The sequence below is a fragment of the Salipiger thiooxidans genome (genome assembly GCF_900102075.1).
GTDB classification, from domain to species: Bacteria; Pseudomonadota; Alphaproteobacteria; order Rhodobacterales; family Rhodobacteraceae; genus Salipiger; species Salipiger thiooxidans.
The window spans coordinates 301118-319075 of record NZ_FNAV01000001.1 but is presented as its reverse complement, the minus strand read 5'-3'; the positions used below and the strand labels follow the sequence as shown (position 1 = coordinate 319075).

Below are 17958 nucleotides of genomic sequence, written 5' to 3'. Positions count from 1 at the left end.
GTCGGAGACTCCCCCGGGATATTTTGAGCCACTGGAAGGGCTGGGCGCGGCTCCCGGTTTCCAGTGGCCCCAAATATCCCCGCCGGAGGCAGGCCGGCCGGTGCCAGCGGCGCGGCTCTTGCAATCCGGGCGGGGGGATTTCAAAAATGGATCTCCGAGCAGGCAGCAGGAGAGCGTCATGGAACTCGAAAAAGCGGCGCGGGCGGTGCGCGAGAATGCCTACGTGCCCTATTCCCGGTTCAAGGTGGGGGCCGCGGTGCGCACACCCTCCGGCACGGTGCACGCCGGCTGCAACGTCGAGAACGCGGCCTATCCCGAGGGCACCTGCGCGGAGGCCGGCGCCATCGCGGCCATGGTGGCCGCGGGCGAGACCGAGATCGTCGAGGCCTATGTCATCGCCGACAGCCCGCGCCCGGTGCCGCCCTGCGGCGGCTGCCGCCAGAAGCTCTCGGAGTTCGCGCGGGCCGAGACGAAGGTGATCCTTGCCACGGTCTCGGGCGAGGTGCTCGAGACCACCGTGGGCGAGCTTCTGCCCGGCGCCTTCCGTCCGGACGACATGGACCGGGTGTGATGGATGCGCGCGACGTCATCGCAGCGCTGAGGCGCGGAGAGGAACCGGCGACCGACGGGCTGCGGTGGTTCGCGACGGGGCTGGCCGATGGCAGCGTGAGCGCGGCCCAGGCCGGAGCCTTTGCCATGGGCGTTTGCCTGCGCGGGCTCTCGGAGGAGAACCGCGTGGCGCTGACTCTGGCGATGCGGGATTCGGGCCACGTGCTGCGCTGGGATCTCGACGGGCCGGTGCTCGACAAGCATTCCACCGGCGGTGTTGGCGACTGCGTCTCGCTGGTGCTGGCCCCCGCGCTGGCCGCCTGCGGCGCCTATGTCCCGATGATCTCGGGCCGCGGGCTCGGCCACACCGGTGGCACGCTCGACAAGCTCGATGCCATCCCCGGCTACGCCGTCGCCCCGGACGAGGCGAAGTTCCGGCGCGTGGTGAAGGAGGCGGGTTGCGCCATCGTCTCGGCCTCGGCCGGGATCGCCCCCGCCGACCGCCGTCTCTACGCGGTGCGCGACGTGACCGCCACGGTCGAGAGCCTCGATCTCATCACCTCGTCGATCCTGTCGAAGAAGCTGGCCGCGGGGCTCGAGGGGCTGGTGCTCGACGTCAAGGTGGGCTCCGGCGCTTTCATGAAGACCGACGCCGAGGCCCGTGCGCTGGCCGGGGCGCTGGTCTCGACTGCCAACGCGGCGGGTTGTCCCACCACCGCCTTCGTCACCGACATGAACCAGCCGATCGCCGCGGCGCTGGGCAACGCGCTCGAGGTCGATGCGGCGATGCGGGTGCTGACCGGGCGCGAAGAGGGGCCGCTGCACGAGCTGACACTGGCGCTGGGCACGCCGCTGCTCGAGGGCGCGGGCATCAGGGAGGCCGAGGCCCGGCTGTGCGAGGCGCTGGCCTCGGGCGCCGCCGCCGAGCACATGGGCCGGATGATCTACGGGCTCGGAGGGCCGCACAATTTCGTCGAGGACTGGGGCCGTTACCTGCCCGAGGCGACGGTGATCCGCGAGATCCCGGCGCCCGAGGCGGGCCATGTTGCGGCGATCGACGGCGAGGCGCTGGGGCTTGCGGTGGTGCACATGGGAGGTGGCCGCACAGTCGAGACCGACATGATCGACCCTGCCGTGGGGCTCTCGGACGTGGTGCGGCTGGGCCAGCGGGTCGAGAAGGGCGAGCCGCTCGCCCGCGTGCACGCCGCCCGCGAGGACCAGGCCGAGGCCGCGGCGCAGGTGGTGACCCGTGCCATCGCGCTGGGCGCGCCCGCGGTGGCGGGGCCGCTGATCCGGGAGCGCATCGGATGAGGGCGTTTCTCGTGGTGATCGATTCCGTCGGCATCGGCGGCGCACCGGACGCGGGATCCTATTTCAACGACGGCGTGCCCGACACAGGGGCCAACACCGTGCTGCACATCGCCGAGGCCTGCGCCCGGGGCGAGGCCGAAGACGGCCGCAGCGGTCCGCTGCGCCTGCCGGTGCTCGACGGGCTCGGGCTGGGGCGCGCGGTGGAGCTTGCCAGCGGCACCCTGCCGCCGGGGCTGGGGGCCGCGCCGCAGGGGCTCTGGGGTGCCGCGACCGAGAGCTCGCGCGGGAAGGACACGCCCTCGGGCCACTGGGAACTCGCCGGGCTGCCGGTGCCGTGGGACTGGCACTACTTCCCCGTCGCGCAGCCGGTCTTTCCCGAGGCGCTGCTGGCGCGGGTGCGCGAGATCGCGGGCACCGAGGGCACGCTGGCCAATTGCCACGGCTCGGGCACGGTGATGCTGGACCGCTTCGGGCCCGAGCACCTGCGGACCGGCTGGCCGATCTGCTACACCTCCGCCGACAGCGTCTTCCAGATCGCCGCCCATGAAGAGAGCTTCGGTCTCACGCGGCTGCTGGATCTCTGCGAGCGCGTGGCCCCCATGCTGCACGAGATGAAGGTGGGGCGGGTGATCGCGCGGCCCTTCGTGGGAGCCGAGGGCAGCTTCCGGCGCACCGGCAACCGCCACGACTACGCCATCCGGCCGCCGCGTCCGATCCTGCCCAACTGGGCGCAGGATGCGGGGCGCGAGGTGCATGCGGTCGGCAAGATCGGCGACATCTTCTCGATGGAGGGGATCGACCACTTGCACAAAGGCGATGACGCGCAGCTCATGCAGCATCTGGGCGACCTTGTGGATAACTCCGTGGACGGCGCGTTGACATTTGCCAATTTCGTCGAGTTCGACAGCCTTTACGGGCACCGTCGCGACATATCGGGCTACGCGAGGGCGCTCGAGTGGTTCGACGCCGAACTTGGCCGCCTGCTGCCGCGCTTGCGCAAAGACGACATCCTGCTGGTGACTGCGGATCACGGCAACGATCCGAGCTGGACCGGCACCGATCACACCCGCGAACGGGTGCCGGTGCTGGTCGCAGGCCGGGGCGCGGGCGCGCTGGGGCATGTGGTCTTCGCCGACGTGGCGGCGAGCATCGCCGCGCATCTTCAAGTTGAATCATCGGGGTCGGGGAGAAGCTTCCTGTGATGGACGAGGAACGCATCGCGGCGCTGCGGGCGCTGCCCAAGGTCGAGCTGCACCTGCATCTCGAAGGCGCCGCGCCGCCGGCCTTCATCCGTGGCCTGGGGCAGGAGAAATCCGTCCGGCTCGACGGGGTCTTCGCCGAGGACGGCAGCTACGCCTACACGGATTTTAACCATTTCTTAACGATTTACGAGGCCGCGACCTCGGTTCTGCGCAGCCCCGACGACTACGCGCGGCTCACCCTCGCGGTGCTCGAGAAGAGCGCCGAAAGCGGCGTGATCTATTCGGAGACCTTCCTCTCGCCCGATTTCTGCGGCGGTGGCGACCTGGGCGCGTGGCGCGAATACCTGCACGCCATGCGCGAGGCGTCGGAGGCCGCCGAGAGGACGATGGGCATCACCCTGCGCGGCATCGTGACCTGCGTGCGGCACTTCGGGCCCGAGCGGGCGAAGCGCGCGGCGCTCTGCGCGGCCGAGACCGCGGGCGACTGGCTGGTGGGCTTCGGCATGGCGGGCGACGAGAACCGCGGCAGCCAGAAGGACTTCGCCTACAGCTTCGACATGGCGCGCGAGGCCGGGCTGCGGCTGACCTCGCACGCCGGCGAATGGCGCGGCCCGCGCGAGATTTCCGACGCGCTGGACGATCTGAGGGTCGAGCGCATCGGTCACGGGGTGCGTGCCATCGAAGATCTCGCGCTTGTGGATAAACTTGTAGAGAACGGGATTGTTCTCGAGGTCTGCCCGGGTTCCAACGTGACGCTCGGGGTTTACCCGAGGCTCTCGGCGCATCCGATTGAGAGGCTGCGCGAAAGGGGGGTGAAGGTCACCGTCGCGACCGACGATCCGCCGTTCTTCCACACCACCATGGCCGACGAATACGAGCGGCTGGCCAAGACCTTCGGCTGGGACGAGGAGGTGTTCGCCCAGATCGCCCGGACCTCGGCCGAGGCGGCGTTCTGCGACGAGGACACCCGCGCGGCGCTGCTCAAGCGGCTCGGCTGAACGGCGGCGCTGCCCGGCATCGCGGCATCGGGCGTGTCGCATCGGCTGCAGGGCGTCCCTTGTCGTTGCGGGGCCGCACGCCCGCGGCTAATGAGGTAGGCAACACACGCGAGAGGAGCACCGGGGCCATGAAACAGCATCTTACCGTCGTCGATCACCCGCTGGTTCAGCACAAGCTGACCCTGATGCGCGAGAAGGACACCTCGACCGCCTCCTTCCGCCAGCTCCTGCGCGAGATCAGCCTGCTGCTGGCCTACGAGGTCACCCACGCGCTGCCGGTGACCACCAAGAAGATCGAGACGCCGCTCTGCGAGATGGACGCGCCGGTGATCGAGGGCAAGAAGCTGGTGCTGGTCTCGATCCTGCGTGCCGGCAACGGCCTGCTCGACGGCATTCTCGAGCTGGTGCCCGCCGCGCGCGTGGGCTTCGTCGGTCTCTACCGCGACGAGGAAACGCTGAAGCCGGTGCAATACTACTTCAAGGTGCCCAAGAAGCTCGAGGACCGCACCGTCATCCTCGTCGACCCGATGCTCGCGACGGGCAATTCCTCGGTTGCTGCGGTGGACCTGATGAAAGAGGCCGGCGCCAAGGACATCCGCTTCCTCTGCCTGCTGGCGGCGCCCGAGGGCGTGGCGCGGATGGAAGAGGCGCACCCGGACGTGCCGATCGTGACCGCCTCGCTCGACGACCACCTGAACGAGAAGGGCTACATCGTCCCGGGACTAGGGGATGCGGGAGACCGCATGTTCGGCACCAAGTAGGCGATCCGGGCGCTTTACAGGCTTCGGTGTATGAGGCATGCTTCCTCCGTATCTGTGAGGGCAGCCATGCGATTGAAAACACTGGCGATCTTCGCCATGACCTCGGTGTGTGCGAGCATCGCCACCGGGCCTGCCCTGGCCCAGGGCATCGAGACCATCGACAGTCCGGCGGAGCTTCCTCCCGCGAGCTACTCGGCGACCCAGTACGTCGACAGCCGTGGCTGCGTTTTCGTGCGCGCCGGCTTCGACGATGCGGTGATCTGGGTGCCGCGGGTGACCCGCGACCGCGAGCAGGTCTGCGGCTACGCGCCGTCGCTGGGCAAGTCGCGCACGGCGGCCGCGCCCGCGCCGGTCGCCACGCCGGAACCGAAGCCCGCGGCGACCCCGACCCCGGCTCCGAAACCTGCCGCAAGCCCCGCGTCGAAGCCCGCGGCCACGGCGCCCAAGGCCACGGCGCGCGCGCGCAAGCCCGCGCCGGCCCCGAGCCGCACCTCCACCCGCAAACCGATGGAGACCGTGGCCTCGAAACCCGCCACCGCGCCCAAGCGGGTGGTCAAGGCCCCGGCCTCGAAGCCGCCCTCGGCGCCGCCGCCTGCCACCGTGGTCAGCCGCGTACCCGCACCTGCGCCCGCGCCCACCCAGCGGGTGGTCAAGGTTGCGCCGGGGCAGACCTGTCCGGCGGGCTTCACCGGCACCATTCAGCGCAACGGCCGCGATGTACGCTGCGGGCCGCAGGACAGCCCCTTCGTCTCGGAAGTCCGTCGCGGCGAGGCGCCGACCAGCGGCAAGAACGTCTACCACAACTACGGCAACGGGCAGGGGCACTGGGACGAGAGCCGCCTCGAGATCGACAGCGACGACGACCCCGTGGCCTTGGTCGCCGCGGATCCGCGCGCGCATCCCGAAGCCCGCATCGTGCCGAAGCACGTATGGGAAGCACGCTCCGAGGTGCCGCCGGTGGTGCCGCCGGGGTATCGTCCGGCCTGGGAGGATGACCGCCTCAACCCCTACCGCGCGTGGCAGACGGTCGGGGGCTACTACGCCACCCAGCAGCGCTGGACCAACACCGTGCCGCGGGTCAACGACATGTCGCTGCGCCGCGTTCCGGCGCGCGATCCGGTGATCGTCTATTCCGCCGACGCCCGGGTGCCCGCGCCCGTCGCGCAGCCCAGGTCGGACCGGGGGGCGCCCGCATCGGCCCACCGCCAGCCGGCGATGTCCTCACGCTCCGAACCGCGCAAGGCCGCGGCGCCGAAGGCCACCTCGGCGCGCTATGTCGAGATCGGGCTCTTCACCACCCACGCCAAAGCCGACGCCGCCGCCCGGCGGCTGCGCGGTGCCGGGCTGCCGGTGCGCTACGCTCCGGTTGGCACTGACACGCAGGCGCGCCGGGTGCTCGTGGGGCCCTACGCCAGCAGCACCGCGCTGCAGGGCGCGCTGAACCGGGTTCAGGCCACGGGCTACGTGCAGGCCTATATCCGCTGAGATAAGAGGCTTCCGCGGAGCCGCCCCCAGACCGATCCGCCCCCGCCCGGCACCCGCCTCGGCGGGGGTCTTCCCGGCCGGAGCTCAGCCGCCGCAGATGCCCTGCAACCGCACCCAGTCGGCATCCGAAAGCACCGGCTGGCTGGCGTCGCCCGCGTGCGGGTCGGCCTCGATCAGGTGCAGCGTGCTCTCGCCGGTGATGTCCACCGCGAAGGCGTAGGGCGTGCTGCGCAGGTCCGCCGCGTCGAAGGCGCCGAGCAGGGCTGCCTCGGGCAGCGGCTCGGGACGGCGGGTGAGCAGCGTTTCGGCATAGGAATCCATGGCGCTGTCGGGAAGGTTGCCGGTGGTCAGGAGCCGCAGCGCCGACCAGAGCCCGGCGTAATCGAGCAGCTCGCCCAGCGGATCGGCCTGCTTTGCCCGCAGCGCCTCGACGAGGATGTAGCCGGCAGCGATGTCGGGATCCTCGTAATCCTCGATCAGCGCGCGGTTCATCAGGATCAGCCCGCCGGGCAGGTGCGCCGTGTCGCGCACGCCGCCGGGCAGCACCACGAGATCGTCGGTCCGGTCGCCGCCCAGCACCCGCCCCGCAAGGTTGCGCAGCGGCAGGCGGGCATCGTCGGACATGCAGGCCTGCCCGGAGACCCGCGTCACCCGGGTCAGGAGCGCCTCGCCGATGGCCTCGCGCTTGGCCATGGGGACCACGCGGCGCGCGTGTTCGAGCAGCGCGTCGGGCAGCCAGAAGATCCCGCCGCCCACGACGATGGCGGCAAAGGCGCCGAGCAGGTAGAGCCGAAGCTTGCCCGGACGGGGACGGCGACGCTCGATCGCGCGCAGCAGGCGCTCGATGGCGTCGATCATCGTGCTTTCGTCCTCGGCCAGTTCCAGCGTCTCGCCGGGGTCGCCGTCGGGGTGGTAGATGGCGGGGGTCTGGCCGCGGTTGGCGCGGCGCACGGCAGGCAGGGACCAGTGCGCCAGCGCGCGTCCGGAGAACTCGGAAATGGTCAGCGAGGCATCGCCAAGGGACACGATCACCTCGCGCCTCTGGGCAGCCGGCTCGGGCCGCCAGAGTCCTGACGCTTCCAGTCTTTGATACTGTTTGAGTGCCGTCATCCGGGGCTGCTCTGCCTCATTTCGCGGCACAGTAGCATGGGGTCGTGCAGAACGGCAATGCGGTGACCTCGCGGCGGTTTTCGGTCAGGTTGCGGGGCGTCGGAGCGGGGCCCTCGCGGGGCTTTGGGAGGGGCGGCAGACCGCCCGGCTCCGACCGTCGGAACCATCGCCCGAACGCCAGCGCCCCAGGCCGTCAGGTCGCGAAGGCCACCAGTTGCCTGGCCACCGTGGGATCGTCGAGGTAGCCCGCGATGCCGTGGCGGTTGTCGGTGTGGTTGCGCACGCCGGAGAAGTTCGAGACCGGCGGCGCCACTGGGAAGTGCTTGGCGTTCAGCGGGTTCAGCGCCACGATGTCGCGCTTGTCGTAGGCGTTCACCCAGCGCCCGGCGGCGGGGTTGCGCGGCAGCCCGAGAAGCGCGGTGATCGCCTTGATCCCCAGCGGCGAGCCGATGGTCAGGAAGCCCGCCAGCTTCATGCGTGGGGCGTGCTTCACCAGCACGTTGTAGGCCACGACGCTGCCCAGCGAGTGGCCCACCACCACCGTCGGCTGGTCGGTCAGCGCCGCCTCGACGATGCCGTCGATCGTCTTCCGCACCGCGGGCTTGTCGAGGTAGAGGTAGACGTCGGTCAGGAACTTCTCGATCGTCACGCCCGAGATCGCCGGCCAGTGCCCGTCGATGACCTGCACCAGCGCCTGCACCCATTCCCAGTTCTGCGGCCCCATTTCCTGCAGCTCGCCCTCGGGCATCTGCTGGCGGATCTCGGTCTCGGAGATCTCGGCGCTGGTGCTCATCTCCTGCAGCACCGACTGGGCGAAGAGCTCGTAGCCCTGATCCTGCCCGGGGCCCATCTGCACCAGCTCCTGCGTCGAGGGCAGTTTGGCGCGGGTGACGAAGTCGTCGAGCGTGTCGCCGTAGAACGGCTGGTCGAAGCTCACCGATCCCGGTAGCGACAGCGCCGCCGAGCCCAGCCCCCGGTCCAGCGCCTTGCGCCATTCGGCCAGCAGCGAGGCCGAGCTCTTGCCGCCCTGCGCGCGGCCGTGAACGAACAGGATCCTCATCAGATCTCTCCTTTCTGAATGGCGTCGAAGATCGGCCCCGAGGCCTCGGGGCCGAAGGTGGTCCAGAGCGCGTTGGTCAGATGGGCACCGGCCTCCTGCAGGGCGGGCGCCAGCGTGGCGCCGCGCGAGGGCAGCAGGTTCCAGCCGCGGGTCAGCAGCGGGCAGGCGGGCACCACCGGCGGCAGCCCGGCCTCGGTCCACCTGCGATGCGACAGAAGCCGCACGTCGAAGAGATCGGCGGCAAGGTCGGCCACGATCTCGCTCGAGAGCCCGGGGATTAGGTCATCCTGGCTGGCGTCGGAATAGGCGTAGGCCGCGTAAAGCCCGAGCACCGGGTCGATGATGCCGCCGGTGCGGATCGCATTCGCAAGGCCGTTTCCGCGGGCGGCCGCGCCCGCGTCGAAGCGGCGCTCGTCCAGCGCCAGCGTCGCGGCGGCACGCAGCGTGTCGAGCTCGGGGCGCTGTCCGCCGAGCTGTGCCGAGCGGGGGGAGTAGATGCTGGGCACGTAGGAGAGCGCCGCCATGCCCGAGGGCTCCATGTGAATGTGGCCGATGTAGCCTTGCAGGAACGGCACCAGCAGGCAGCGCCCGTCGGCGAGGCGGATGGCGATCTGACCGGCGGGGCCGTTGGGATAGACCCGGATCACGCCGAGATCCGTGCCCGAGACCTTCTCGGGGGCGCGTTCGGCACGGCCCCCGCCCATCGGGTGCTGCGACACCGCGACCTTGCGGATCTTGGCGCCGCTGAGGGTGAAGCCGGTTTCGGTCTCGAAGCTCTGCACCCTTGCGTCGGGCATCCGGGCGCGCATGTCTTCCGAGAGTGCCGTGGCCATCGGTGCCCCGGGCACCACCGGCTGTCCGGTGAGGGCGCGGCGCACGATCTCTTGCGGCTCGCGGTATTCGGGCGGGGCGGCGGGCGCTGCCGTCAGGTTGCGCGCCTGTGCGACCCAGTCGTCAAGGTCGATCCGGCCGCGGTAGCCGCGCAGCCGGGCGGCGACCCAGTCGATCTCGGGCGCCTCCCATTCGGCAATCTGCGCGAAGCGGTAGACGCCGAGCGCCTGCAGGCGGTCGCGCATCACCCTGCCGATGCCATGGATCTTGGTCAGGTCGTCGACCGTCTTCGGGCGGCTGCGGAAGAGCCCCGGTGCGACGCCGGCGGGGGCCGGACCATCGGGCTTCGCGGCTCCCGCCGGCTGCGGGGTGCCGCGCGGCAGCGGCGCCTCGGGCGTCGGCGGGACGGGCGGCGCGGGATCGGGGACCGCCATGAACACGTCGTCGTCCGCGACCACGTTGACCTCCACCGGCTGGATCTTGGTGAAGTCGACGTCGCTCAGCGTCTCGGTGATGGTGTCGCGCAGGAAGGCCTTGAGCGCCCGGTTCGGCACCACCTGCCGGGCCTTGCCGTCGTAATCCACCACCCGCAGCATGTTCGGGCGCGGCGTGCGGTAGGCGGCGCGGATGGCGTGGGTCAGGAAGGACTGGCGCGTGCCCTCGATGGTGCCCTCGTAGGCCGGGAGCCCCTCGGCGGTGGCGCAGAAATAGTCGATTTCGCCGGTCGGGCGCGGGAAGCGGTCGAGAAAGGGGAAGATGCTGCTCGGCTGCAGCCGCGCCTGCCCCAGCGTGGCGGGCAGCGAGCGGCACGCGTCCGAGACGAAGACCACGTTCTTGACCCCGCAGAACTTGGCGGAATCCCGGCTCTCGTCGAAGTTCACGCATTCCGCGGGATCTCCGGGGGCGCCGCTCAGCATCCAGACGTCGCTGGCGTTCTGGAAGAGGCCGTGACCGATGTAGTAGATCACCAGCATCTCGTAGCGCGTGGGCGTCAGGTAGTGCGAGACGGCGTCGAAGATCTGCTTGCGGGTGACGGGGGTGCCGTCCTTGTCGGTGATGACCGTGACGTCGTAGCCGGGCTCGAGCTGCCGCAGCCAGTCGCCGATCTCGCTGGCGCTTGACGGGGCCGACACGAGTGGCGTCAGGCCCGCAGAGGTGCTGACCCCGATCACCACGGCGGCGCGCTTGTTGGGGGTTCCGTTCATTGTGCTGGCCCTCCTTCGCTTGGCCCGGCGGTCAGGTCCGGGTCTGTATCTCGGCGATCAGGGCGCGGTGGAAAAGCATCCCCAGCGCCAGCGCGAAGCCCGCGTCGAAGATCGCGAAGCGCCAGAACTGCCAGCCGAGGCAGAGGTAGATCAGCGCCATCAGCACCCGCCCCGCCAGCGCGATCGCCACCTGGAACCGCTGCCGGACCGGGTCGAGCCATGCCAGCACCTGCAGCGCCGAGACCAGCAGCACCAGCCCGCCCCAGACCGGCAGCAGCGGCCGCGCCAGCGACGGCTCGATGCCGGTGATCCAGGCGCCGCAGGAGGGGGCGAGGACGCAGAGCAGGGCGACCAGCGATTGCAGGGCGAGGTTCACCGCCAGCAGCCGGCGGAAGCGGGTCAGGGACCGATGGGCGTCTGCCTGTGTCCAGCCGATGGATAGGGTGCTCATGGCGGGCTCCTCAGAAGGTCAGAAGATAGGCGAGAAGGTCGGATTTCTCGGGGACGGGCAGCCCCGTCCCCCAGAGATGCCCGGCGTTGGAATTGCCGCGCAGGGCGGTGTCGAAGCAGCCGGGCCCGCCATCGCAGGGGGGCGAGACGAAGCCGCCCTGCGGGTCGATGACGTCGCCGCCCCGGCGGAAGCGGGGCGGGCGCGCCTCGGGAGGGGCCAGCAGGTCGGCCAGCGTCGGCACCGAGCCGTTGTGCAGGTAGGGCCCGCGCAGCCAGAGCCCGTCGAGCGGCGCGTTGGCGTAGCCGTCGGTCTTGGTGAAGTTGCGGAACGCGTGGGGCGTGCCTTTGAAAAGTTCGCGCACCTGCGCATCCCGGAAGCTCTGGGTGTAGCTGTCGAGCCTCGCGCGGTCGGTGCCCACGTTGGCGAGCGGCTCGACGGTGCCCAGCCGGGCGCCCTCGAAGACATAGCCGTCGTCGCCCTGCCGGCCGTGGCATCCGGCGCAGTCGCGGGCATAGACCGCGCGGCCCCGGTCCACGGCGGCGGGGTCGGGGCGGTGCGGGCTTGGCGGTGGAGGCAGCTCGCGCAGCCAGCGGGCGATGCGCTCGATGGCCGGATGATCGGCGGTGGCGGGCGTGACCCCGGCCCCGAGCGCCGCCGAGAGGTTGCGCTCGGCGAGGCTGGTGTTGTTGCCGTCCCAGTGCAGCTGCATCCCCTCGCGCGGGCCCTGCAGGAAGATCGACGGGAAGTCCGAGGCGCCGACCACCTCGCCCTCGGTCAGCTCGCGTGCGTGCTGGCGGAAGGCCAGCACCTTGTAGGGGTTGAACGTGTCGACCCGGCCCGGCCCCCACGCGGGCTGGCGGTCGAGCAGCGGCGACAGCCGTGCGGCGCGGTCGATCATGCCCTCGCGCAGCCGCGGGAAGACGGCGAAGCGCCAGATCAGGGCCTCGACTGGGCCGAGCGCGTTGCCGCTGTCGCGCATTGCGGCGCGCAGGCTCTCGGGCGAGACCCGCGGATCGGTGGCGGCGTCGAGGATGAAGCGGGTGAAGCCATGCAGGTCGAGCTGCTGCGCGGGCATCCCCGAGATCAGCTCGGGCGCGGCCTCGGCGTTGGCGCGCACGGTGCCGGTGTGGCAGACGGCGCAGTTGAACCAGACCAGCTCGACGCCGCTCACGGTGCGGCGCGAGATGCCCACCGGAAGCGTCTCACCGTCATAGAGGAAGCCAAAGGCCGAGTAGTCGCCCTGCGGCGCGAAGCGCTCGGGGAAGAGCTCGGGCAGCGCCATCCAGACCTTGTAGGGGATGCCGGACTCTGGCTCGGCCCCGATCGAGCCATGGCGGAAATGCGCATCCTCCGAGCGGTAATGGGGCGTGCCCGAGGGCAGCACGCGCAGCACCACCGCGATGCCCAGCACCACCACCGCCAGCAATACGATCAGCACAAGCACCAGCAGGGGCCGCCAGAGACGGCGGCGGCGGGCGAGTTCGGCTTCGACGGCGCTGTGATAGGTCATCGCGCCTCCGGGATGCGGAGGACGGGCTTGGTGGCGTAGACCTCCATCAGCTGGTCGATCATCGACTCGCGCGAGGGGAAGCGCGACAGCTCGTGGCAGCCCATCGGCAGCTTGGGCGCCCCGACGAGGCACTTGTTGCAATAGGTGCAGGGGCGGGGCGGCAGGTCGTTTCCGGCGGCCCAGTGCTGCGGCAAATCGGGGTTGGCGACGAGCGAGCGGGCGATCGACACCGCGTCGACCTTGGTCAGGGCATCGCGAATCGCGGTGGCGCTCTGCCAGCCGCCGGTCGAGATCACCGGGATCGTCACTGCCTCGCGGATCATCCGTGCCTCGTCGAGCCCGACGCCCTGCACCGGGCGGCCCGCCTTCATGCGGAACCAGATCCAGCGGAAGATCGGCCGCAGCGCCGGATAGCGGAACAGCAGGAAGTTGCGGAAGCCGTGGATGCCGCTCGAGATCATCGCGTCGTAGGCGATCGCAAGCAGGTCGAGCGGCAGGTCCCCCGGCGGGTTCAGCGGGTGCGGAAAGAGCGAGCCGGTCGAGATGTGCAGGGCATCGGCGCCCATGGCCTCGCACCATTGCGCCACCTTGATGGTGTCGGCGACGGTGTTGCCGCGGCCCTCCCACGGGATGACGTTGTTGTGGTCGGTGGCCGAGAGCTTGACCTGCAGGTGGAACTCGCGGCCGACGGTCTCGCGGATCGCGGCGATGACCTCGAGCAGAAAGCGGGCGCGATTGCGCAGCCCGCCGCCGTAGGCGTCCTTGCGGTCGTTGATGGCCGAGCTCAGGAACTGGGTGAAGAGATAGCCGTTGGCGGCGTGCAACTCGATGCCGTCGAGTCCGGCCTCGCGGGCGCGCCACGCGGCGCGGGCGAAATCGCGCACCATCTGCCGGACCTGCCCGGTGGACATCGCCTGCGTGAGAAAGCCGTGCAGGGTCTCGGGCGCCGAGGTGGGCGAGGGCGACGCCCGTTGCATGTTGTGCACGCCCGGCAGGTCCATCTGCCGGCCGGAATGGCTGAGCTGGAGGATGTAGCGCGCGCCGTGGGCCCGCACCGCCTCGCCGAGCTTGGCCCAGGCGGGGATGAAGTCGTCGCGATGGATGGTGGCGTAGCCCGCGATGATGCGCCCGTCCATGCGCACCGGCACATAGGACGAGATCACCGCGCCCGCCCCGCCGGCGGCGAAGCGGCATTCCCAGTTGATCCGGGTCTGGGTGAGCGAGCCGTCCTCGTTGTCGAAGCGGCCCGAGATGTTCGAGCGGAAGATTCGGTTCTTGACCGTGAGGCTGCGGAAGGTCAGCGGCTCGAAGATCGGATCGTCTTTGGTCATGACGCGCCCCCGGCCTCGGTCCATATCCGCCGCAGGAGCGCGGGCACGAAGCCATGCGCCGGGCAGCCGCTCCAGGCATCGCGCAGGAAGGCGACGCGCGGGTCGAGCGTGCGCCTCGTGGCATCCTCGACCGAGAGCAGCACCAGCGTGCCGGCGCGCACCGGCCCGCCCAGCGTTTCCGCGGGGGCGGTGCCCTGCCGCAGGACCCTCTTGGGCGCGATCATGGCATGGGCAAGCATCTTGGCGGCGGGGGTGGCAGCCCCGGCAGCGCGCATCGCATCGAGGCTGGCGGCAAGGTTCTGCGACGCGATGCCGATGGCGTGCACCGCGTTCAGGTCGCCGTTGGCCGCACCGTAAAGCAGCTTGCGGGCCCGCCGCGAGCGCCCGGTGAGCCAGTCGAGCACCTGCTGCCCCGTGCCGCCGCTCAGCGGCCTGCCGATGGTGGCTGCTGCCGCGACGGTGTCGTCGCTGGGGGTGAAGCCGTCGATCAGCACCGGGCCCAGCAGCCCCTGCGCCAGCCGCAGCGGATCGCCCGCGCCGCCCGCCACGTAGACTGCGGCGTCGCGCACCGGCCCGTCCAGCGCCGCCTCCAGCCCCGGTGCCGTGAGCCGGGCCGAAAGCGCCGCGCGCAGGTCGTGGCGGCGGTGGTCGCCATGGGCGCGGCCGCTCGGCAGAAGGTGATTGTCGGCCTTGAGCGTGTCGCGGGCGAGCCGCGCGATCAGCCGGTTGAGAAGCGGTCCGCGCCCGGTCTGCGGCCGGTCGAGCCTCGGGTCCGCCGCCATCGCCCGCAGCGCGGCGGGGTCGCGCACGGTGACGATGTCGATGAGCCCGGGCACCCTCATGACGCGCGCGTCCAGGGAAAGAACATGTTGCGGGCGTCGCCGAAGGCATGGGCCAGGCCGGGGCAGTGGCGTTCGACCACGCTGCGCATCGAGTTGCGCAGGACCCACTGGTAGCCCGCGTCGGTGTAGATCTCGGGGCGGAAATCCTCGGTGAAGAAACGGTCGGACTTGAGCCGGCGCGAGGCCATCAGGATGAAGATGCGGAAGGCGGTGTCCGAGAAGCCGAAGCGCGGCGGCTGGCCTCGGGCGGACTGCGATTCCGCCAGCGTGCCGACCAGCAGGTCGACCTTGTCGACGGTGCCGTAGACGTCGCGCAGTTCCGCCGCCCATTCGGGGTTCGAGGTGATGTCCCCGAAGGTCTGCGGCACGGACATGCCGATCTGCCGCCGGAACTCGGCAAAGCGCGGCACACCGCGCTCGCGGTCGCGCAGGATGTCGATGGCGGCAAGGTCGACCATCCGGCCGTTCTCGCGGTGCAGGTTGCGCAGGCCCCTGGGAAAGTTGTGCAGCACCAGCGCGCCCGGGTGCTCGGTGCAGAGCGAGTAGAGCACGTCGTCGAACCCGAGTTCGCGGTAGAGCCGGTGCGCGGCACCGTGGCTGACGCCGGCAAGGTCGGTCTTCAAGACCGGGCTGTCATCGGCGGCGCGGCGGAAATCGTAGTCGTCGGGCATCAGCGAGTGCAGCCTGTAGACCGCGGCGAATTCCTCGGTCATCGCATAGGGCGCACCGTGGTGATCGGCGGGCGAGCCGGGGATGCCGTTGACCACCTCGCTTTCCGAGAAACGCCCGTTGGCGACGGTGGCACGCTCGCCGATCAGGCCCCAGAAGTTGCCCCGCATGGCCATGCGTCCGACCGGGCTGTCCATCAGCGCGGGCGTCCATTCCACCGTGTGGATCTTGGCCAGCAGCGCCGAAACCACGAGCCGCGCCTTGCCGAAGAGCCATTCCCCGGAGGCGGTCGGATAATCGACCCTGAGTCGCGCCACCACGGCATTGTGCTCGCGCACGAAGAGCGTGTGCAGCACCGAAAGCCCGATCCACCAGTTGCCGTTGACACCGCTCAGCTCGAGGTCGGCCACGCCCGAGGGGCTGTCGATGGGCAGCAGGCCGCGCTCGTCCAGCGCCAGCGTGCCGTCGGACCGAACCTCGGTGCCCGAGCCGGTGCGCACCATGGCCAGCCGCTCGGCGCTCGAGCCGTAGATCTGGCTGGCGTCCCACCAGTGGGTCTCGGCATTGGTGTAGGCGGGGGGGCGCCCGGCGTCGCCGTCTCCGGCGGGCGAGAGCGTGGTGGCGGGCACCTTCATCGGGCCGTCCCAGTCGTCGCCCTCGGGGAGCGGGATGTCGTGCAGCCGGTCCTTGTCGTTCGACCCGTGCGACAGCCAGTCGTGCACCATGAACTGGATCCACGCCGCCGCCAGTACGTTGAGATGCGGCACCGGGGTAAAGTCGCCGCGCGCCAGAAGCCGGTTCGACACCAGACGGGGAGAGGGGGTCCGCAGCGCCTCGCCGGTCTCGCCGAACGCCGCCTCGGGCTTCACGTTGCGACCGAAGCGCGTGCCGGCCATGCCCATCCAGGGCGCGCCGAGGTCGTTGTAGCTGCCATCGGCGGTGCGGAAGTTCACCGGGTCGTCAACCGGCTTGGGCGTGGGCGGTTTGGTCTCGAGGTCGATGAGGTTGCCCTGCCGCAGGTTCTCGCGGTGGCCGAGAATGATCATGATCGCGGGCACGAAGGGGAATTTGAACCAGACACGGCGGGATTCCGTCGCGCGGGCGAGCGTTCCGAGCAATGACATGTCGCTTCCGATCAATATGGGCGCGAAAAATACCACACCCTAACACGTTCTGGGTGAGTCTCCAAAGCTCGCCGTCACCCGAACCGTTGGCGCGGTCGCGCGGGCCCGCGGCGGCCCGGCGATGCCCGGGTCAGGTTGGAGCCAAGCCGGGGTCGAGACAGGGGTAAACGCCTTGCCAGCGTGGCGGCGCTTGCCTATCACGGCGGCTTTCTCGAACAGGGCGGTCCGGCATGATCACGCTAGCGATAGACTTCGGCACATCGAACTCGGCGGTGGCTCTGCCGCACGGCGCCGGCGTCTACCGCGTGCCGCTGGAACGGGGCAACGACACGCTGCCGACGGCGGTGTTCTTCCCCGAGGGCAGCAACCGGATGCGCATCGGGGCCTCGGCCGGCGAGGCGCTGATCTCGGGCGAGGAGGGGCGCTACATGCGCGCCCTCAAGAGCGTCCTCGGCCTGCCGCTCCTGCACGAAAAGCGGCTGATCGGCGGCAGGCGCCAGACCCTTGCGGACATCATCGCGGCCTTTCTTGCCGAGCTGCGCGTGCGCTCCGAGGCGGCGACCGGGCTGACCCTGCGCCGCGCGCTCTCCGGGCGGCCGGTGCATTTCCACACCGCCGATCCGGAGAAGGACGCGCAGGCCGAGGCGGACCTGCGGGCCTGCTATCTCGCCGCCGGGTTCGAGGCGGTGGAGTTCCTCGCCGAGCCCGAGGCCGCGGCCATCGCCAGCCACAGGTCGGGGCCCTCGGGCCGGGTCGGGCTGATCGTCGACATCGGCGGCGGCACGTCGGATTTCTCGCTGTTCCGGGCCGAGGGTGGGCGGGTCGAGATCCTTGCCAGCCACGGCATCCGGCTGGGCGGCACGGATTTCGACCAGGCGCTGTCGCTGGCGCATGTGATGCCCTTGCTGGGGCTGGGCGGCGAGCTGCGCCGCGAAATGGGCGATGGGCGCCTGCCGGTCCCGCGCGCGCCCTTCGTCGATCTCGCGAGCTGGGCCAAGATCCCGTTCCTCTACGCGCCCGAGACGCGCCGACTGGCCGCCGACATGGCGCGCATGGCGGTCGAGCCCGAGCGGCTCGAGCGGTTCCGCTCGGTGCTCGAGCACGAGACCGGCCACCAGATCGCCTTTGCCGTGGAACGCGGCAAGATCGCCGCCAACGGTCAGGGACCGGCGGGGCGCATCCTGCTCGACGTGGTGGAAATGGGTCTGTCGGCCGGGCTGACGCAGGAGGATCTCGGGCAGGCGCTTGCAAGCCACCGCACCGCGCTGGGCGAGGCGGCGGCCGAGACGATGACGCTGGCGGGGCTGACGCCTGCGCAGGTCGAGGACGTGGTGCTGGTCGGCGGCTCGAGCCTGATGCGCTTTGTGGGCGACGAGATGCGCGCACGTTTCCCCGGCGCCGCGATCCGCACCGAGAATGCCTTCACCGCCATCGTCGACGGGCTGGCCATCGCCGCGGGCGGGTCCCCGGCGACAGCTGCGGCCCGCTAAGGGCCCCCGCGCCGCGATCCGCCGCGCGA

15 protein-coding genes are annotated in these 17958 nt (G+C 70.7%); 7 read left to right on the top strand and 8 right to left on the bottom strand.

Features of this window, described 5'->3' with window-relative positions; translation table 11 throughout:
* Positions 1-118 precede the first annotated feature (118 nt).
* The 6 genes from BLQ77_RS01490 (at position 119) to BLQ77_RS01465 (ending at position 6306) form a co-directional block, all read left to right on the top strand.
* Positions 119-571, top strand: coding sequence for a cytidine deaminase (locus BLQ77_RS01490; protein ID WP_511227839.1), 453 nt, complete (start codon positions 119-121; stop codon positions 569-571).
* Entirely contained in the window at positions 571-1860 is a 1290-nt protein-coding gene (locus BLQ77_RS01485; RefSeq protein WP_008885362.1) for a thymidine phosphorylase, read from the top strand. The genes BLQ77_RS01490 and BLQ77_RS01485 overlap by 1 nt, the downstream gene beginning before the upstream one ends.
* A complete protein-coding gene (locus tag BLQ77_RS01480) occupies positions 1857-3062 on the top strand; it encodes a phosphopentomutase (protein WP_089954519.1) in 1206 nt (401 codons plus the stop codon). The genes BLQ77_RS01485 and BLQ77_RS01480 overlap by 4 nt, the downstream gene beginning before the upstream one ends.
* Positions 3062-4060 carry an adenosine deaminase gene (locus BLQ77_RS01475; RefSeq protein ID WP_089954516.1) on the top strand — a complete coding sequence of 333 codons (999 nt, stop codon included), beginning with the start codon at positions 3062-3064 and terminating at the stop codon, positions 4058-4060. The genes BLQ77_RS01480 and BLQ77_RS01475 overlap by 1 nt, the downstream gene beginning before the upstream one ends.
* A gap of 128 nt (positions 4061-4188) precedes the next feature.
* Positions 4189-4821, top strand: a complete 633-nt coding sequence (gene upp / locus BLQ77_RS01470; RefSeq protein WP_008885230.1) for a uracil phosphoribosyltransferase — start codon at positions 4189-4191, stop codon at positions 4819-4821.
* A gap of 66 nt (positions 4822-4887) precedes the next feature.
* A complete protein-coding gene (locus BLQ77_RS01465) occupies positions 4888-6306 on the top strand; it encodes an SPOR domain-containing protein (protein WP_089954513.1) in 1419 nt (472 codons plus the stop codon).
* A gap of 84 nt (positions 6307-6390) precedes the next feature.
* Here the strand turns inward: BLQ77_RS01465 and BLQ77_RS01460 are convergent, their stop codons facing one another.
* The 8 genes from BLQ77_RS01460 to BLQ77_RS01425 form a co-directional block, all read right to left on the bottom strand.
* Positions 6391-7416 carry a hypothetical protein gene (locus tag BLQ77_RS01460; protein WP_040383851.1) on the bottom strand — a complete coding sequence of 342 codons (1026 nt, stop codon included), beginning with the start codon at positions 7414-7416 and terminating at the stop codon, positions 6391-6393.
* 193 nt (positions 7417-7609) lie between these two features.
* A complete protein-coding gene (locus BLQ77_RS01455; RefSeq protein WP_089954510.1) occupies positions 7610-8476 on the bottom strand; it encodes an alpha/beta fold hydrolase in 867 nt (288 codons plus the stop codon).
* Positions 8476-10512 (bottom strand): helix-hairpin-helix domain-containing protein, encoded by a 2037-nt coding sequence (locus BLQ77_RS01450; RefSeq protein WP_089954507.1) that lies wholly within the window; start codon positions 10510-10512, stop codon positions 8476-8478. Before BLQ77_RS01450 ends, BLQ77_RS01455 begins: the two co-directional genes overlap by 1 nt.
* A 31-nt stretch (positions 10513-10543) precedes the next feature.
* Entirely contained in the window at positions 10544-10963 is a 420-nt protein-coding gene (locus BLQ77_RS28630; RefSeq protein ID WP_165617000.1) for a hypothetical protein, read from the bottom strand.
* A 10-nt stretch (positions 10964-10973) separates the two neighbouring features.
* Positions 10974-12473 carry a c-type cytochrome gene (locus tag BLQ77_RS01440; protein ID WP_089954505.1) on the bottom strand — a complete coding sequence of 500 codons (1500 nt, stop codon included), beginning with the start codon at positions 12471-12473 and terminating at the stop codon, positions 10974-10976.
* A complete protein-coding gene (locus tag BLQ77_RS01435; protein WP_089954846.1) occupies positions 12470-13804 on the bottom strand; it encodes an NADH:flavin oxidoreductase in 1335 nt (444 codons plus the stop codon). The genes BLQ77_RS01440 and BLQ77_RS01435 overlap by 4 nt, the downstream gene beginning before the upstream one ends.
* Positions 13801-14646 (bottom strand): hypothetical protein, encoded by an 846-nt coding sequence (locus BLQ77_RS01430; protein ID WP_089954502.1) that lies wholly within the window; start codon positions 14644-14646, stop codon positions 13801-13803. Before BLQ77_RS01430 ends, BLQ77_RS01435 begins: the two co-directional genes overlap by 4 nt.
* Positions 14643-16439, bottom strand: a complete 1797-nt coding sequence (locus BLQ77_RS01425) for a peroxidase family protein (protein WP_089954499.1) — start codon at positions 16437-16439, stop codon at positions 14643-14645. The genes BLQ77_RS01430 and BLQ77_RS01425 overlap by 4 nt, the downstream gene beginning before the upstream one ends.
* Before the next feature lie 230 nt (positions 16440-16669).
* Here BLQ77_RS01425 and BLQ77_RS01420 point away from each other — a divergent pair, with 230 nt between their 5' ends.
* A complete protein-coding gene (locus tag BLQ77_RS01420; protein WP_089954496.1) occupies positions 16670-17929 on the top strand; it encodes an Hsp70 family protein in 1260 nt (419 codons plus the stop codon).
* The last annotated feature ends 29 nt before the right edge of the window (positions 17930-17958 follow it).

Coding starts and splice junctions, on each gene's coding strand:
- BLQ77_RS01485 (WP_008885362.1), top strand. CDS start 571: ATGGATGCGCGCGACGTCATCGCAGCGCTGAGGCGCGGAGAGGAACCG.
- BLQ77_RS01480 (WP_089954519.1), top strand. CDS start 1,857: ATGAGGGCGTTTCTCGTGGTGATCGATTCCGTCGGCATCGGCGGCGCA.
- BLQ77_RS01475 (WP_089954516.1), top strand. CDS start 3,062: ATGGACGAGGAACGCATCGCGGCGCTGCGGGCGCTGCCCAAGGTCGAG.
- upp (WP_008885230.1), top strand. CDS start 4,189: ATGAAACAGCATCTTACCGTCGTCGATCACCCGCTGGTTCAGCACAAG.
- BLQ77_RS01465 (WP_089954513.1), top strand. CDS start 4,888: ATGCGATTGAAAACACTGGCGATCTTCGCCATGACCTCGGTGTGTGCG.
- BLQ77_RS01460 (WP_040383851.1), bottom strand. CDS start 7,416: ATGACGGCACTCAAACAGTATCAAAGACTGGAAGCGTCAGGACTCTGG.
- BLQ77_RS01455 (WP_089954510.1), bottom strand. CDS start 8,476: ATGAGGATCCTGTTCGTTCACGGCCGCGCGCAGGGCGGCAAGAGCTCG.
- BLQ77_RS01450 (WP_089954507.1), bottom strand. CDS start 10,512: ATGAACGGAACCCCCAACAAGCGCGCCGCCGTGGTGATCGGGGTCAGC.
- BLQ77_RS28630 (WP_165617000.1), bottom strand. CDS start 10,963: ATGAGCACCCTATCCATCGGCTGGACACAGGCAGACGCCCATCGGTCC.
- BLQ77_RS01440 (WP_089954505.1), bottom strand. CDS start 12,473: ATGACCTATCACAGCGCCGTCGAAGCCGAACTCGCCCGCCGCCGCCGT.
- BLQ77_RS01435 (WP_089954846.1), bottom strand. CDS start 13,804: ATGACCAAAGACGATCCGATCTTCGAGCCGCTGACCTTCCGCAGCCTC.
- BLQ77_RS01430 (WP_089954502.1), bottom strand. CDS start 14,646: ATGAGGGTGCCCGGGCTCATCGACATCGTCACCGTGCGCGACCCCGCC.
- BLQ77_RS01425 (WP_089954499.1), bottom strand. CDS start 16,439: ATGTCATTGCTCGGAACGCTCGCCCGCGCGACGGAATCCCGCCGTGTC.
- BLQ77_RS01420 (WP_089954496.1), top strand. CDS start 16,670: ATGATCACGCTAGCGATAGACTTCGGCACATCGAACTCGGCGGTGGCT.